This window comes from Streptomyces sp. NPDC034099, assembly GCF_055575415.1.
This window is the reverse complement of record NZ_JBVISR010000006.1, coordinates 408791-423345: the sequence shown is the minus strand read 5'-3', so window position 1 is coordinate 423345 and position 14555 is coordinate 408791. Positions and strand designations below refer to the sequence as shown.

16 protein-coding genes are annotated in these 14555 nt (G+C 72.6%); 9 read left to right on the top strand and 7 right to left on the bottom strand.

Translation table 11 applies throughout. The annotated features are described in order from the left end of the window. The 4 genes from ACZ56V_RS20525 to ACZ56V_RS20510 form a co-directional block, all read right to left on the bottom strand. Positions 1–969: an aldo/keto reductase gene (locus ACZ56V_RS20525; protein WP_398908369.1), complete on the bottom strand. Its 969-nt coding sequence runs from the start codon at positions 967–969 to the stop codon at positions 1–3. Between the two features lie 78 nt (positions 970–1047). Next, entirely contained in the window at positions 1048–1611 is a 564-nt protein-coding gene (locus ACZ56V_RS20520) for a flavoprotein (RefSeq protein WP_467382324.1), read from the bottom strand. Positions 1612–1649: 38 nt separating this feature from the next. Next, entirely contained in the window at positions 1650–1874 is a 225-nt protein-coding gene (locus tag ACZ56V_RS20515; protein WP_467382322.1) for a ferredoxin, read from the bottom strand. 12 nt (positions 1875–1886) lie between these two features. Next, positions 1887–3125 carry a cytochrome P450 gene (locus ACZ56V_RS20510; protein WP_398908364.1) on the bottom strand — a complete coding sequence of 413 codons (1239 nt, stop codon included), beginning with the start codon at positions 3123–3125 and terminating at the stop codon, positions 1887–1889. Positions 3126–3519: 394 nt separating this feature from the next. On the opposite strand from ACZ56V_RS20510, the gene ACZ56V_RS20505 reads away from it, so the two are divergent. Then, complete coding sequence (locus tag ACZ56V_RS20505; RefSeq protein WP_398908362.1) at positions 3520–3969, top strand: nitroreductase family deazaflavin-dependent oxidoreductase; 450 nt, start codon at positions 3520–3522, stop codon at positions 3967–3969. A 63-nt stretch (positions 3970–4032) separates the two neighbouring features. On the opposite strand, the gene ACZ56V_RS20500 is transcribed toward ACZ56V_RS20505, so the two are convergent. After that, entirely contained in the window at positions 4033–4953 is a 921-nt protein-coding gene (locus tag ACZ56V_RS20500) for a cation diffusion facilitator family transporter (protein ID WP_398909384.1), read from the bottom strand. A gap of 189 nt (positions 4954–5142) precedes the next feature. Here ACZ56V_RS20500 and ACZ56V_RS20495 point away from each other — a divergent pair, with 189 nt between their 5' ends. After that, a complete protein-coding gene (locus tag ACZ56V_RS20495; protein ID WP_398908360.1) occupies positions 5143–6168 on the top strand; it encodes a glutathione S-transferase family protein in 1026 nt (341 codons plus the stop codon). Positions 6169–6221: 53 nt separating this feature from the next. Further along, entirely contained in the window at positions 6222–6524 is a 303-nt protein-coding gene (locus tag ACZ56V_RS20490) for a DUF4235 domain-containing protein (RefSeq protein ID WP_398908358.1), read from the top strand. 36 nt (positions 6525–6560) lie between these two features. On the opposite strand, the gene ACZ56V_RS20485 is transcribed toward ACZ56V_RS20490, so the two are convergent. Continuing rightward, positions 6561–6956: a VOC family protein gene (locus ACZ56V_RS20485; RefSeq protein WP_398908356.1), complete on the bottom strand. Its 396-nt coding sequence runs from the start codon at positions 6954–6956 to the stop codon at positions 6561–6563. Positions 6957–7163: 207 nt separating this feature from the next. On the opposite strand from ACZ56V_RS20485, the gene ACZ56V_RS20480 reads away from it, so the two are divergent. Then, entirely contained in the window at positions 7164–8105 is a 942-nt protein-coding gene (locus tag ACZ56V_RS20480) for an NADP-dependent oxidoreductase (protein WP_398908355.1), read from the top strand. 172 nt (positions 8106–8277) lie between these two features. Further along, positions 8278–8664 carry an anti-sigma factor antagonist gene (locus tag ACZ56V_RS20475; protein WP_356372147.1) on the top strand — a complete coding sequence of 129 codons (387 nt, stop codon included), beginning with the start codon at positions 8278–8280 and terminating at the stop codon, positions 8662–8664. On the opposite strand, the gene ACZ56V_RS20470 is transcribed toward ACZ56V_RS20475, so the two are convergent. Continuing rightward, on the bottom strand, positions 8630–9583 hold the full coding sequence (locus tag ACZ56V_RS20470; RefSeq protein WP_467382318.1) for a ribose-phosphate diphosphokinase: 954 nt from the start codon (positions 9581–9583) through the stop codon (positions 8630–8632). The two genes, ACZ56V_RS20475 and ACZ56V_RS20470, sit on opposite strands and share 35 nt — an antisense overlap. A gap of 211 nt (positions 9584–9794) precedes the next feature. On the opposite strand from ACZ56V_RS20470, the gene otr(A) reads away from it, so the two are divergent. The 4 genes from otr(A) (at position 9795) to ACZ56V_RS20450 (ending at position 14543) form a co-directional block, all read left to right on the top strand. Continuing rightward, entirely contained in the window at positions 9795–11702 is a 1908-nt protein-coding gene (gene otr(A), locus ACZ56V_RS20465; RefSeq protein ID WP_398908352.1) for a tetracycline resistance ribosomal protection protein Otr(A), read from the top strand. Between the two features lie 17 nt (positions 11703–11719). Continuing rightward, on the top strand, positions 11720–12403 hold the full coding sequence (locus ACZ56V_RS20460; RefSeq protein WP_398908350.1) for a DUF4230 domain-containing protein: 684 nt from the start codon (positions 11720–11722) through the stop codon (positions 12401–12403). Positions 12404–12608: 205 nt separating this feature from the next. Continuing rightward, a complete protein-coding gene (locus ACZ56V_RS20455) occupies positions 12609–13148 on the top strand; it encodes a VanZ family protein (protein ID WP_356372151.1) in 540 nt (179 codons plus the stop codon). A 129-nt stretch (positions 13149–13277) separates the two neighbouring features. Next, positions 13278–14543, top strand: coding sequence for a ricin-type beta-trefoil lectin domain protein (locus tag ACZ56V_RS20450; RefSeq protein WP_468944046.1), 1266 nt, complete (start codon positions 13278–13280; stop codon positions 14541–14543). Positions 14544–14555: the final 12 nt, after the last annotated feature.

Sequence of the window (14555 nt, the reverse complement as noted above, 5' to 3'; positions counted from 1 at the left end):
TCAGTGACCGGCGATCGGGTGCGGCGCGTAGGGCCGCTCCAGTTCCTCGGTCTCCTTCTCGCTCAGCGTGAGCTCGACCGCCGCCACGGCGTCCTCGAGGTGGCCCGGCCGGGAGGCGCCGACGATGGGCGCGGTCACCGTGTCCTTATGCAGCAACCACGCCAGGGCGACCTGGGCGCGCGGGACACCGCGCTCACCGGCGATGCGGGTGACGGCCTCGACCACGGCACGGTCGCCCTCCTGGTAGAGGGTGCTGCCGAAGTTGTCGGTGGCGCTGCGCTCGGTGGCGGTGTCCCAGTCGCGGGTGAGGCGGCCGCGGGCGAGCGGGCTCCAGGGCAGCACGCCGACGCCCTGGTCCGCGCAGAGGGGCAGCATCTCGCGCTCCTCCTCGCGGTAGACGAGGTTGTAGTGGTTCTGCATGGACACGAACCGGGTCCAGCCGTTCCGCTCGGCGGTGTACTGCATCTTGGAGAACTGCCAGGCGTACATCGAACTGGCCCCGATGTAGCGGACCTTGCCCGCCTTCACCAGGTCGTGCAGGGCCTCCATCGTCTCCTCGACCGGGGTGTGCGGGTCGAAGCGGTGGATCTGGTAGAGGTCGACGTAGTCGGTGCCCAGGCGCCGCAGGCTGTGGTCGATCTCGGTCATGATCGCCTTGCGCGAGAGCCCGGCGCCGTTCGGGCCGGGGCGCATCCGGCCGTTCACCTTGGTCGCGAGCACGATGTCGTCCCGGCGGGCGAAGTCGGCCAGCGCCTTGCCCACGATCTCCTCGCTGGTGCCGTCGGAGTAGACGTTGGCCGTGTCGAAGAAGGTGATCCCGGCCTCCAGCGCCTGCCGTATCAGCGGACGCGAGGCCTCCTCGTCGAGGGTCCACTCGTGCGCGCCGCGGTCGGGAACGCCGTAGGTCATGCAGCCCAGGCAGATCCGCGACACGTCCAGGCCGGTCGAACCGAGCTTCACGTACTGCATCCTTGCCGCTCCTGTCTTCGCAGATCATCCGTACCGGGGCGAGCGTACGTCCTCGCGCGGGCCCGAACCCCGTCCGGGTCAGCGCCGTCCGAGCAGGTCCAGGGCTCGTTCCCAGCCGAACACCGGGCGGCCGCCGTCCTCCTCGGCGCCCCCGGGGTTCCCGGCGTACGGGTCGCCGAAACGCACGCCCATCCCGCGCAGCCGGGCCAGGCTCTCCCGGTACGCGGGGTGGGCGGCCAGCGCGTCGGCGACGCACGGCAGGACGGCGACCGGGACGCTGAGGCCGTACGTCTCGCACAGGGTGGCCACGGCGAGGGTGTCGGCCATGCCCGCGGCCCACTTGTTGATCGTGTTGAAGGTGGCGGGCGCGACCACGACGGCGTCGGGCGCCGGGAAGGGCCGCGGATCGCCCGGCGTGCGCCAGGCCGAGCGGACCGGGCGGCCGGTCCGCGCCTCGGCGTCGGCCGCGTCGAAGAAGCCGCCCATGGCGACCGGTGTCGCTATGACCCCGACCTCCCAGCCCCGCCCCCGCGCCGCGTCGATCAGTCCGCCGACGCCTTCGGCCACGCCGGCGGCGCAGACGACCACGTAGAGGAAGGGCCTCGCGGCCTCGTCGCCTCCGCTTCCAGCCTGTTCACTCACCCCGGAACCCTACTGTGCGGACCCCGCGCCCACGGATGTCAGCGGACGTCCGGAAGGGCCCCGGTGTCCTCCGTCTCCTCGGCGGTGATCGCGCCCACGGGGCAGGCGCGGGCCGCCTCCCGCACCAGCGGGCTGCCGCCGCCGTCCTCCCGGCCGGGGCGCAGTGTGCTGTAGCCCTCGTCGTCCTGGGTGAAGACGTCGGGGGCGGTCAGGGCGCACTGGCCCGCGCCGATGCAGGTGTCCTTGTCGATGCCGATCCGCATGTCCGGAGCCTCCTACCAGGCCACGGGGAGTTCCAGCATCCCCTGGATCGTGTCGCCGGGTTTGAAGGGGATCTCGTCGGCCGGGGCGGCCAGGCGCAGCGTGGGCAGCCTCTCGAAGAGGCTGTGCAGGGCGATCTCCAGTTCGGCGCGGGCCAGGTTCTGGCCGAGGCACTGGTGGATGCCGAAGCCGAAGGCGACGTGGTGGCGGGCCGGGCGGTGCCAGTCGAGGGCGTCCGGGTCGGGGTAGACGCTCTCGTCGCGGTTGATGACGGAGGTCGAGAAGACGACCCCGTCGCCGGCCCGGATGGTCTGCCCGTCCACGTCGATGTCCTCGGTGGCCATCCGCAGCAGCCCGTCGGCGATCGACAGGACGCGCATCAGCTCCTCGACGGCGTCGGGCAGCAGCGCGGGGGCCGCGCGCAGTTCGGCCAGCCGGCCGGGGTGGGTCAGGAGGGTGTAGGTACCCAGCGAGATCATGTTGGCGGTGGTCTCGTGGCCGGCGACCAGCAGGATCACCGCGAACGCGATCAGCTGCTCGCGGTCGATCGCGCCGTCGGCCGACTGTCGCCGGACCAGGTCGTCCAGCAGGCCGTCGCCGGGTGCCTGCCGCTTGCGGTCGATCAACTCCCCCAGGTACGCCTCCAGTCGGTCGCGTGCCTCCTGGGTGTCGGCGGGCAGGGGGCCGCGCAGCAGCCGGCGGGACTGCTCCTCGAAGAAGTCGTGGTCGGCGTAGGGGACCCCGAGCAGTGCGCAGATCACCATCGACGGCACGGGCAGCGCGAAGGCCGTCACCAGGTCGGCGGGCGGCCCCTGCGCGATCATCGCGTCGAGCCGTTCGTCGACGATCCGCCGGATGCGCGGGCGCAGCGCGGCGGCGCGTTTGAGGGTGAACTCCGGGAGCACCATCTTGCGCTGGGCGCGGTGTTCGGGGTCGTCCACCCCGAGCAGTGCGGTCCTGCGCCCGCGCACGGCGGCCAGGCGTGCCGAGGTGGCGGGGAAGCCGTCGCGGGTGCGGTCGGTCGACAGGCGTTGGTCGGCCAGCAGCCTGCGGGCGGCGGTGTGCCCGGTCACCAGCCAGGCGGGGCGGCCGTCGAAGAGCGTGATCCGGGTCAGTGGCCGGGCGGCGCGCAACGGGTCGTAGCCGGCGGGCGGCTGGTAGGGGCAGGTCCGGTCCTGCGGGAAGGCGACGGGGTGCGCCGCGCCCGACTCCCGCGTGCTGCCGGTGTTCGTCGTCGTGTCGGTGTCCGTCATGGAAGACCTCGCAGACGAAGAGTGCGTCGTGATCTTCATTAGATGCCTCGGGCATCTAATGAAGCGACGACAAGTTCGGCCATATCGGTGGCGGCGGCGGACTGGCCGGGGATCACCGGTCGGGGGCGGCGGAACCCTGGCGCGCGGGCCGGGTCCGCGCCGCGAGTGGCGCGATCGCGACCACCGGCGGTCCGGGCCGTGCCCCGGAACTGGCCGAGCGGCAGGGGGTGACGACCGGCGGCCGGACCCGCCCCCTCCGGTTGTCCGCGCGACCATGGGGTACGAGGGGCAGGATGCGGTAAGGATGGTCACGCGCCGGTCGAGGGTGCCCATCGGTCCGGCCGGCCCGACGACACAGACGAACACGACGACACGACGACACGGACGGATGCACATGCCTCTTGACGGCGAGTACGAACCCAGCCCGACGCAGTGGGTGCGCGAACAGGTCGAGCTGTACGAGAGCTCGGGCGGCACCGAGGGCACGACCCTGGCGGACACCGGTCTGCCCGTGATCGTGCTGACCACCCGCGGCGCGCGGAGCGGCAAGCTGCGCAAGACGCCGCTGATGCGCGTCGAGCACGAGGGCCGGTACGCCGCGGTCGCCTCCCTCGGCGGCGCTCCCAAGCACCCGGTCTGGTACTTCAACGTGACCGCCGATCCCCGGGTGGAGCTCCAGGACGGCCCGGTGAAGCGGGACATGACGGCCCGTGAGGTCACCGGCGCGGAGAAGGCCGAGTGGTGGCAGCGCGCGGTCGCGGCGTTCCCGCAGTACGCCGACTACCAGGAGAAGACCGACCGGGAGATCCCCGTCTTCGTCCTGGAACCGTCCGACGCGGGCTGAGCCGGCGCGCCGGACTTTCCCGGATCGGCGTGCATGGACCGGCGGGTGCCGGGAATACGCCGTTCAGGCCCCGCCGCGTTCCCCCGTCGCGGCGGGGCTTTCGGCTGCCTCCCGCGCGAGCCGGTCGGTGACGTCCAGGAAGACCTGCCCCGCCTCGGGGACGGTGCGCGCGATCGACCTCTTGATGCGCACGGAGACCTCCTCGACCCGTTCGCTGTCCAGGCCCGGCACCAGGTCGACGCGGGCCGCCACCAGGGTCGAGTCGAGGCCGGTCTTCATGGTGAACAGCGCCTCGACACTGTCGATCTCCGGCTGGGCCCGCAGCAGCGCCCTGATCCGGCCGCTGGCCTCCGGGTCGGCGGCCTCGCCGATCAGCTGGTCGCGGGCCTCGCGGCCCAGCCGGTAGGCCACGTAGACGAGCAGTGCGCCGATGGCGAGCGAGGCGCAGGCCTCCCACACCACCTGCCCGGTGACCATGTGCAGCACCATGCCGGTCATGGCGAGGCAGACGCCGAGCACCGCGGTGCCGTCCTCGGCGACGACCGTGCGCAGCGCCGGGTCCCGCAGCCCGTCGGCGAGCCCGCCCTGGCCCCGTACTTGGTGCAGGGCCCGCAGCAGGGAGCCGCCCTCCGCGAGCAGGGCGATACCGAGCACGATCAGTCCGGCCACATAGCCGCTGAGTTTCTCGTCGGCGCCGGTGCGCAGGGCCTCGACGCCCTGGAAGAAGGAGAAGCAGCCGCCCATGACGAAGATGCCGACGGCTGCGAGGAGCGACCAGAAGAACCGCTCCTTCCCGTAGCCGAAGGGGTGTTTGCGGTCGGCGGGGCGGCGGCTGCGGCGCAGGGCGGCGAGGAGGAAGATCTCGTTCAGGCTGTCCGCGACCGAGTGTGCCGCCTCCGACAGCAGTGCGGGCGAACCCGCGATGAACCCGCCGACCGCCTTGGCGACGGCGATCACCAGATTGGCCGCCAGGGCCACGAGCACGGTGACGCGTGTCCTGCGGTCGGCCTTCCGGCCCGGCTTGTCTTCTGCTGCTGTCCCACTCACGAAGCCCCGACTGCCCCGGCCGGCCCGGCTCACACCCCCGCCTTGCGGGTGGCCACCAGTGCCGACGGGCGAAAACGGGGAACGCCTACACAGGGACGGACATCCGGACGACGGAAGGGCAGGGCCATGAGCGGTGACGACGGGACGCCCGGCAACAGCGGCTACGGAAGGAAGGCGTTCAAACGGTCCCGGAGCCACTTCGCGGACCGGATCACGGCGGACGGCCGGGACGGCTGGCCGGTGGAGGCCGGCCGCTACCGGCTCGTGGTGAGCCGCGCCTGTCCGTGGGCGAGCCGTGCCCTGGTCTCGCGGCGGCTGCTCGGTCTGGAGGACGCCCTGTCCCTGGCGGTCGCCGACCCGGTCCAGGACGACCGCAGCTGGCGCTTCACGCTGGACCCGGACGGCCGCGACCCGGTCCTCGGCATCCGCTACCTCAGCGAGGCCTACGACCGGCGGGAGACCGGCTATCCGGGCGGGGTGAGCGTGCCCGCGGTCGTGGACGTGCCCAGCGGGGCGCTCGTCACCAACGACTACCAGCAGATCACCCTCGACCTCGCGACCGAGTGGACCTCCCTGCACCGGCCGGGTGCGCCCGACCTGTATCCGCAGGCCCTTCGCGACGAGATCGACGAGGTGATGGCCGGGGTCTACGAGGACGTCAACAACGGTGTGTACCGGGCGGGCTTCGCCACCGGCCAGGAGGAGTACGAGGCCGCGTGCGCGGGGGTGTTCCGGCGCCTGGAGCAGTTGACGCCCCGGCTGGAGCGGCAGCGCTACCTGGTCGGTGACACCATCACGGAGGCGGACATCCGGCTGTTCACCACGCTGGTCCGCTTCGACGCCGTCTACCACGGCCACTTCAAGTGCAACCGCTGGAAGCTGACGGAGAATCCGGTGCTGTGGGGATACGTCCGCGATCTCTTCCAGACGCCCGGATTCGGGGACACCGTCGACTTCGACCACATCAAGCGCCACTACTACCAGGTGCACACCGGCATCAACCCGACCGGCATCGTGCCCCTGGGCCCGGACCTGTCCGGCTGGCTCACCCCCCACCACCGCCAGGAGCTGGGCGGGCGTCCGTTCGGCGAGGGCACCCCGCCGGGGCCGGTCCGGGCCGACGAGGAGGTACCGGTGCGGGGCAGGCCCTGACCGGCACCGGTACGCATACGACCAGGCAGCCCACACCAGACAAGGAGATTCCCATGGCGAAGTTGAAGAAGAAGAAGCTCCCCCTCGCCTACAAGCCCGTCGGGTTCGCGCTCGGCTGGCTGGGCGGCACGCTGGCCGGGATGGCGTTCCAGAAGACCTGGAAGGTCATCCGGGACGAGGACGACGCGCCCGACGCCCTGGACCCGGACCGCGGCTGGGGCGAGATCCTGCTGGCCGCGGCGATCCAGGGCGCCATCTTCGCCGCGGTGCGCAGCGCCGTGGACCGCACGGGCGCCAAGGCCATCCAGCGCTCGACCGGCACCTGGCCGGTCACCGGGAAGGGCGGCCGCGACTGACCCGGACGGGGCCAGGGCCTGTCCGGCGGACAGGCCCTAGCCCTGTTTGGGTGCGGTCGGTGCGAAGGTGAGGCGGAGGGTGAAGGAGTGCCCGGCCGGGTCGGAGAAGCCGCGCTCCTCGTGCGGGCCGGCCGGGTCCTTCGCCTCCACCGGGCGTCCGCCCAGCCCCACGATCGCCCGCTCGGCCTCGTCCAGGTCCGCCACCACGAAGTCCAGGTGGACCTGGAGGGAGTTCTCCGGGCGCGGCCAGCTCGGCGGGGTGGCGTTCACGTCCCGCCGGAAGGCCATGCGGAAGCCGCCCGGGCCCTCGATCTCGATGCGGTTGGCGCTCACGTCGCTCTCCTCGGCGCCCAGCAGCCCCTTGTAGAACTCGGCGAGCCGCTCGGGTTCGGCGCAGTCGAGCACCACGACGCCCGCGTTGACCAGTGCCATGTCTCCTCCGAAGGATTCCGGGCGCGGGGCGTCGTGCCCCGTGCCCTGTACCTTGCGGATATCCCGGCCCGGCCGAATCAGTCGGCGGCCGGCCGCCGGCCGTCCCGCGGGACTTCGCCGCAGTGCCGGGCGGCTTGGGGAATGGCACGATCACTTCGGAGGTTGCCGATCGTGTCGCCCGTCCCCTCCCCGAGTTGCGAGGTCCCGATGAACACCATGCGCGCCGTCAGCCAGGACGTCCTCGGCGGTCCCGAGGTCCTGAAGGAGGTACGCCCCGAGCGGCCCGAGCCGCGCCCGAACGAGGTGCTGGTACGGGTGCGTGCCGCCGGGGTGAACCCGACCGACTGGAAGCACCGGGCGACCGGTGGCTTCCTCGGCGAGCCGCCCTTCGTACTGGGCTGGGACGTGTCGGGCGTGGTGGAGTCGGTGGGGATCGGCGTCGCCGCCTTCCACCCCGGTGACGAGGTCTTCGGCATGCTGTCCTACCCCTTCGGCCACGGTTCGCACGCGGAGTACGTCACCGCCCCCGCGCGCACCTTCACCCGCAAGCCGTCGGGGATCGACCACGTCCAGGCGGGCGCCCTGCCCCTGGTCTCGCTGACGGCCTGGCAGGCCCTGGTGGAGCGCGCGGACGTGCAGCCGGGGCAGCGGGTGCTGATCCACGCGGCGGCCGGCGGTGTGGGCCATGTGGCGGTGCAGATCGCCAAGGCCCGCGGTGCCCATGTGATCGGCACCGCCAGCGCGGGCAAGCACGAGTTCCTGCGCTCGCTCGGGGCGGACGAGACCGTGGACTACCGGGAGACGGACTTCGCCGAGGCCGTGAAGGACGTCGACGTCGTCCTGGACACGATCGGCGGCGACACGTCACTGCGGTCCCTGCGCGTGCTGCGCCCGGGTGGAGTCGTGGTGTCGATCCTGCCGGTCGGCTCGGACGAGTTCTTCGAGGAGGCCGACCGGCTGGGCGTGCGGGCGGTGCGGATGCTGGTCGACGCCGACCGGGCCGGCATGGAGGAGATCGCCCGTCTGGTCGATTCGGGGAAGCTGCGGGCCACCGTCGCCGAGACGTTCCCGCTGGCCGAGGCGGCGCGGGCGCACGCGCTGGGCGAGATGGGCCGCACCACCGGCAAGCTCGTCCTCGTGGTCGACTGACCGCCCACCCCTCCTGATCGGCGGGCGGCCGGCGCTGCCCGTGAGATTTCGATGACATATGTCAATCGAACATGCTCAAACTCGCTCGATCGGGGTAACTTTCCGAGCGGACTGGGTAGTTGAGCCCCCGGAAGCAGGCCGGAAAGGCCGCGACAGGCTGGAGGCACCGTACGTGCGGCAGGAATCCGCGTCGCCCACCTCGCACCTACGCGTGCGCCACCACCGGGGGCACACGGTGCTGGAGTTCCGGGGCGAGATCGACATCGCCTCGGCGGCGGAGATCGCCCCGCACCTGGACCGGGAGACGGTGCGACCCGGTGCCCGGGTCGTGCTCGACCTCGGCGGCATCGAGTTCTTCGACTGCTCCGGGCTGCGGCTGCTGTACCGGGCCCGCGGCCAGGTGCTCGACCGGGGCGGGCAGGTGCACCTGGTGTGCGCCCACCCGCTGACCCTGCGCATGCTGCGGATCACCGGCCTGGCGCGGCTGCTGCCGCCGTGGCCGACCCTGGACGAGGCCCTCGGCGTCAGCCGGCCGGCCGGGGATCGAACAGGGCACTGACCGACTCGCCGTTGTGGATGCGGCGCACCGCCTCGGCGAGCGCCGGGGCGATGGACAGGATCCTCAGCTTGTCCGTGTGGTCGTCCACCGGCACCGGCACCGTGTTGGTGCAGACGATCTCCAGCACGTCCGGCTGTTCGCTGAGCCGGCCGAGCGCCCCGGCCGCGAACAGCCCGTGCGTACAGGCGAGGCGGATGGTGCGCGGACCCGACTCCCGGAGCCGGTCGAGCAGTTCCAGCACCGTGCTGCCCTTGGCGATCTCGTCGTCCAGCACGATGACGTCGCGCCCCGCGACCTCCCCGATCACCGCGCTGATGCTGACCCGGTCGTCGGCATACCGCTGCTTCGCGCCGGCCGCCACCTGGGCGCCGAGCATCCGGGCGAACGCCGCGGCCTCCTTGGCGTTGCCCAGGTCCGGCGAGACGACGGTCGCCCGGGAGAGGTCGTACTGCCGGAAGTGCGCGGCCAGCTCCCGCAGCGCGTGCAGGTGGTCGACCGGGACCGAGAAGAAGCCGTGCACCTGGGGCGAGTGCAGGGTCATGGCGAGGACCCGGCTCGCCCCGGCCGCCACCAGCAGGTCGGCCACCAGGCGCCCGCCCAGCGAGATGCGCGGGGCGTCCTTCTTGTCGGAGCGGGCGTAGGAGTAGTGCGGCATGACCACGGTGATGCGGCCCGCCGACGCCCCGCGGGCCGCGTCGCACATCAGGAGCAGCTCGACCAGGTGCTCCTGGACCGGCTTGACCAGCGGCTGGACGAGGAACACGTCCCGCTCCCGGCAGTTGGCCATGAGCTGCACCTCGAGGCAGTCGTTGGCGAACCGGCTGACCCGGGTGGGGCTGAGCGGCACGCCCAGCTGGGCGCAGACCTCCTCGGCCAGGTCGGGATGGGCACTACCGCTGAACACGGCGATGTCTCGCACGGACCGCTCCTCGCGTGATCCTGTCCGGCCGGAATCCCCAGCTTACGGAAATCCTGTTGCGCCGCTCCCGGGGCCCCGGGCCATGATGGCCCCGTCCGTCTTCACCAGGACTTCTCGAGCCACCTGACGTCAGGAATCCCTCGCATGCGCCGACTCCTCGGAATCCACCAGCGCCCCTTCCGGCCCACGGCTTTCGAGGACTCCTCCACCCATGCGCACCCTGAACATCGGCATCCTGGCCCACGTCGACGCAGGTAAGACCAGCCTCACCGAACGGCTCCTGTTCGACCACGGCGCCATCGACCGGCTCGGCAGCGTCGACGCCGGTGACACCCGTACCGACGACGGCGGCATCGAGCGCCGTCGCGGCATCACCATCCGCTCCGCCGTCGCCGCCTTCACCGTCGGCGACACGCGGGTCAACCTGATCGACACCCCGGGCCACTGCGACTTCGTCGCGGAGGTCGAGCGCGCTCTGGAGGTGCTCGACGGCGCGGTGCTGCTGCTGTCCGCCGTCGAGGGCGTACAGGCGCGCACCCGCGTCCTCATGCGCACCCTGCGGCGACTGCGGCTGCCCACGCTGGTGTTCGTCAACAAGATCGACCGGACCGGAGCGCGCACCGACGGCCTGCTCGACGACGTCCGGCGCCTGCTGACCCCGCACGTCGCGCCGCTGACCGAGGTGGCGGACACCGGTACCCCGCGCGCCCGGGTCGTCCGCCGCCCGCCCGACGACCGGACCGCGCAGGCGCTCGCCGAGGTCGACCCCGGCATCCTGGCCGCGCTGGTGGACGGCCCCGAGCCGACCGCGCGGGATTTGGCCGCCGCCCTCGCCGCCCGTACCGCCGACGGCTCGTTCCACCCGCTGTACCACGGATCCGCACTCGGCGGCGAGGGTGTCGCCGAGCTGGTCGAGGGCCTGGTCGGCCTGGTCCCGGCCGCCGCGGCGGACACGTCCCGCGGCGCGGAACCGCGCGGCACGGTCTTCGCGGTACGCCCGGGACCCGCCGGTGAGCGCACGGCGTACCTCAGGCTGTACGACGGCGAGGTGCGCCCGCGCCGCCGGCTCACCTTCCTGCGGCGCGAGCCCGACGGGCGGACCACCGAGGTCTCCGGCCGGGTGACCCGCCTCGACGTGGTCGGCGGGGACACCACGCTCACCGCCGGGAACATCGCCGCGCTCACCGTACCCGGGGGCCTGCGCGTCGGCGACCGGCTCGGCGAACTGTCCGACCGCGCACCGCAGTTCGCGCCACCGAGCCTCCAGACGCTGGTCCGGGCGGTGGACCCGGGGCAGGCGGCGCCGCTGCGCTCCGCCCTGCTGGCGCTGGCCGACCAGGACCCGCTGCTGCACGCCCGCCCGGCGGCCTCCGGCGCCACCGCCCTGCTCCTGTACGGCGAGGTCCAGATGGAGGTGCTCGCGGCGACGCTGGCCGAGGACTTCGGCATCGAGGCGGAGTTCGCGCCGGGCCGGGTCCGGTTCCTGGAGCGTCCGACCGGTACCGGTGAGGCGGCGGAGGAGATGCCCTGGCTCGACCACACCCGCTACTGGGCGACGATCGGGCTGCGTGTCGAGCCGGGTCCGCGCGGCTCGGGCGGGGAGTTCGCCTACGAGACGGAACTCGGCGCGCTGCCCCGCGCCTTCCACCAGGCCGTCGAGGAGACCGTGCACGCCACACTGCTCACCGGGCTGACCGGCGCGGCGGTCACCGACTACCGGGTCACACTGGTCCGCTCCGGCTTCAGCTCGCCGGTCAGCACGGCCGCCGACTTCCGCGGACTGACGCCGATCGTGCTGCGCCGTGCCCTGGCCCGGGCGGGCACCGTGCTCCACGAGCCGTACCGGGCCTTCGAGGCGGAGGTCCCGTCGGACACGCTGGCCGCCGTGACCGCCCTGCTGGCCTCGCTGGGCGCGGACTTCACCGGTACGACGGGCGGCGCCCCGGCCTGGATCGTCACCGGCGAGCTGCCGGCCCGGCGGGAGCGGGAGGCCGAGTTGCGGCTGCCGGGGCTGACGCGCGGGGAGGCGGTGTGGTCCTCGCGCCCCGCCGAGGACCGTCCACTGAAGCCCGGAAACGGTGGGCCTGGCAGGGGAGTTGGCGGGCATCCGGGTGAGTAGGAAGGAGGGCCGTCGCCATGACGACTCCCGTCAAGAAGCCCACGAGTGCCGTCGAGAGGCCCGCGCGGCGCATGCCCGGCTGGGCCAAGGCGCTGACCGCACTGGTGCTGGTGCTGGTCGTGCTGTTCGCCGGGCTGCGCCTGAGTGTCGTACCGGGGCTGAAGGACCTGTTCGGCTCCGAGACCCAGGACCGTTCGGGCCCGGCGCTGCTGAAGTCCGTCCAGGACATCAGCCGTTACGACGCCGCGTCGGGCAACTTCCAGGTCGTCGTGGACCTGGAGAAGGACGCCAAGTTCCTGCCCGACGCGGTCCGCGGCACCCGCACCCTGTACGTCGGGGCGGGCACCGTCGACGCCTTCGTCGACCTCGGCAAGGTGGGCGAGGACGACGTGACGGTCAACGGTGAGCGGACCTCGGCCACGCTGCGGCTGCCGCACGCGGCGCTGGGTGAGCCGGCGCTCGACCCCGACCGTTCCTACGCGGTCTCCAAGCAGCGCGGGCTGCTCGACCGGCTCGGCGACCTGTTCTCGGACAACCCGAACGGCGAGCAGGCCGTGCAGAAGCTCGCGGCCCGGCACATCGGCGACGCGGCGAAGGACAGTGAGCTGAAGGCGCGGGCCGAGAGCAACACCACCGCCATGCTCCGGGGCCTGCTGACTTCCCTCGGCTTCGAGGAGGTGCGGGTGACGTACGGGACCTGAGATCCCGTACGTGGGCACCGCTCCGCTCAGCCGAGGGCGGGGAAACCGGCCTGGGCCGGCGGGCCGGGACGGGCACGGCACGGGTGGGCGCGGGCGGTCGCGCGCGGCCGGCCGCTCGCGGGGGCGCGCGGTTTGCCGGGCATCCTCGGCGGATCGGCGGGTAACCGCCTCACCACGCGGGGAACTTGACGACTGGAGGACCGACATGGCTCGTGCCGCCTCACGGCCGCGTTCTTGGCCGCGCCCCCGCGCCGACAAGGCGCGGGAGGGCGACCGTCGCGAACGGCACACGCTCGCCCTGCCCTTGCGGCTGCTGGCGACGGCGTGCGCGTTCGTCTTCATGGTGGCGTTCGCGGTGGTGCTGGCGCGGCTGACCCTGCAGCCCTCCCCCGCGTCCGAGGCCCTGACGCACACCAACCTGCACCCCGGCCGCTCGCTGAGGGCGTATCTGGACCAGCCCGCCCTGCGCGACGCCGTCAAACAGATCGGCGGGAACATCCTGCTCGGCGTGCCGTTCGGCGTCCTGGTCCCGGTCGTCGCCCCGCGCACACGCGGGGTGCTGCGCGTGCTGCTGCTGACGGCCGTCGTGATGCTGCTGGTGGAGTCCGCCCAGGGCGTCCTGGTCACCGGGCGGGCCTTCGACGTCGACGACGTCATCCTCAACACCGGTGGAGCGCTGATCGGTTACCTGCTCCTCGGCCGGCGGATGAGCCGCACGGTGCACGCGCGCGGGGGACGCACCTGAGACTGGGCCATCTGGTCCGTACCAAGGTATTGACCGGCCCTTATCTCACTACTTAAATAAAGAGGCGACACCCCCAACCCCCACCTCGGTCGGCGCCTTCGCGCAAGGCGCCGTACGGAAGGGAGAGCCGTGGCCCGCCCACGCCTGCTCCGCAGATGTCTCCTCGCCGCCGCCCTGTCCGCCGGGCTCGCCGCGTCCCTCGTGACCGGCCCCGCCCAGGCGGCCCCGGTGACCTCCCGGGCCTCCGGGGCCGTCGACGCCTCGTCCTCCGCGGCCGCCGCCGTGGCCTTCTCCGACACCTTCGACGGTCCGGCCGGTGCGGCCGTCGACGCCTCGAAGTGGCAGATCGAGACCGGCGACAACGTCAACAACCACGAACGCCAGTACTACACCTCCGGCAACAGGAACGCGGCCCTGGACGGCCAGGGCCACCTGGTCATCACCGCCCGCAAGGAGAACCCGGCCAACTACCAGTGCTGGTACGGCACCTGCCAGTACACCTCCGCCCGGCTCAACACCTCGGGCAGGTTCACCGCGCAGTACGGCCACGTCGAGGCCCGGATGAAGGTGCCGCGCGGGCAGGGCATGTGGCCCGCGTTCTGGATGCTGGGCACGCCGGTGAACTGGCCGGACTCCGGCGAGATCGACGTCATGGAGAACGTCGGCTTCGAGCCCTCCACCGTGCACGGCACGATCCACGGCCCCGGCTACTCCGGCTCGGGCGGCATCGGCGCCGGCTACACCCTGCCGGGCGGCCAGGCCTTCGCGGACGCCTTCCACACCTTCGCCGTCGACTGGGCGCCCGACTCGATCACCTGGTCGGTGGACGGGAACGTCTACCAGCGGCGCACCCCGGCCGACCTGGGCGGGAAGCAGTGGGTGTTCAACAGGCCGTACTTCCTGATCCTGAACCTGGCGGTCGGCGGCTACTGGCCCGGCGACCCGGACGGCTCCACGGTCTTCCCGCAGACGCTCGTCGTCGACCACGTCTCGGTGACGACGGGCGACTCACCGGCCGGTGGCGCGATCCGGGGCCTGGCCGGCAAGTGCGTGGACGTCGCGGCGGCGAACACCGCCAACGGCACGCCCGTACAGCTCTACGACTGCAACGGAACGGCGGCCCAGCAGTGGACGGTGGGCTCCGACGGCACGGTCCGGGCGCTCGGCAAGTGCCTGGACGTCAACGCCGGCGGCACGGCGGACGGCACGGTCGTCCAGCTGTGGGACTGCAACGGCAGCGCCGCCCAGCGATGGGTCGTCACCGCCGCGCGCGACATCGTCAATCCGCAGGCCGACAAGTGCCTCGACGTCACCGGCAACAACTCGGCCAACGGCACCCGGCTGCAGATCTGGACCTGCACGGGCGGCGCCAACCAGAAGTGGACGGTCGGCTGAGGCACCGGGCGG

Excerpts from the sequence above, each read along its gene's own strand:
- ACZ56V_RS20525 (WP_398908369.1), bottom strand. The coding sequence starts at position 969 with ATGCAGTACGTGAAGCTCGGTTCGACCGGCCTGGACGTGTCGCGGATC.
- ACZ56V_RS20515 (WP_467382322.1), bottom strand. The coding sequence starts at position 1,874 with ATGCGGATCGGCATCGACAAGGACACCTGCATCGGCGCGGGCCAGTGC.
- ACZ56V_RS20510 (WP_398908364.1), bottom strand. The coding sequence starts at position 3,125 with ATGACGGACACCGACACGACGACGAACACCGGCAGCACGCGGGAGTCG.
- ACZ56V_RS20505 (WP_398908362.1), top strand. The coding sequence starts at position 3,520 with ATGCCTCTTGACGGCGAGTACGAACCCAGCCCGACGCAGTGGGTGCGC.
- ACZ56V_RS20495 (WP_398908360.1), top strand. The coding sequence starts at position 5,143 with ATGAGCGGTGACGACGGGACGCCCGGCAACAGCGGCTACGGAAGGAAG.
- ACZ56V_RS20490 (WP_398908358.1), top strand. The coding sequence starts at position 6,222 with ATGGCGAAGTTGAAGAAGAAGAAGCTCCCCCTCGCCTACAAGCCCGTC.
- ACZ56V_RS20485 (WP_398908356.1), bottom strand. The coding sequence starts at position 6,956 with ATGGCACTGGTCAACGCGGGCGTCGTGGTGCTCGACTGCGCCGAACCC.
- ACZ56V_RS20480 (WP_398908355.1), top strand. The coding sequence starts at position 7,164 with ATGAACACCATGCGCGCCGTCAGCCAGGACGTCCTCGGCGGTCCCGAG.
- ACZ56V_RS20460 (WP_398908350.1), top strand. The coding sequence starts at position 11,720 with ATGACGACTCCCGTCAAGAAGCCCACGAGTGCCGTCGAGAGGCCCGCG.
- ACZ56V_RS20455 (WP_356372151.1), top strand. The coding sequence starts at position 12,609 with ATGGCTCGTGCCGCCTCACGGCCGCGTTCTTGGCCGCGCCCCCGCGCC.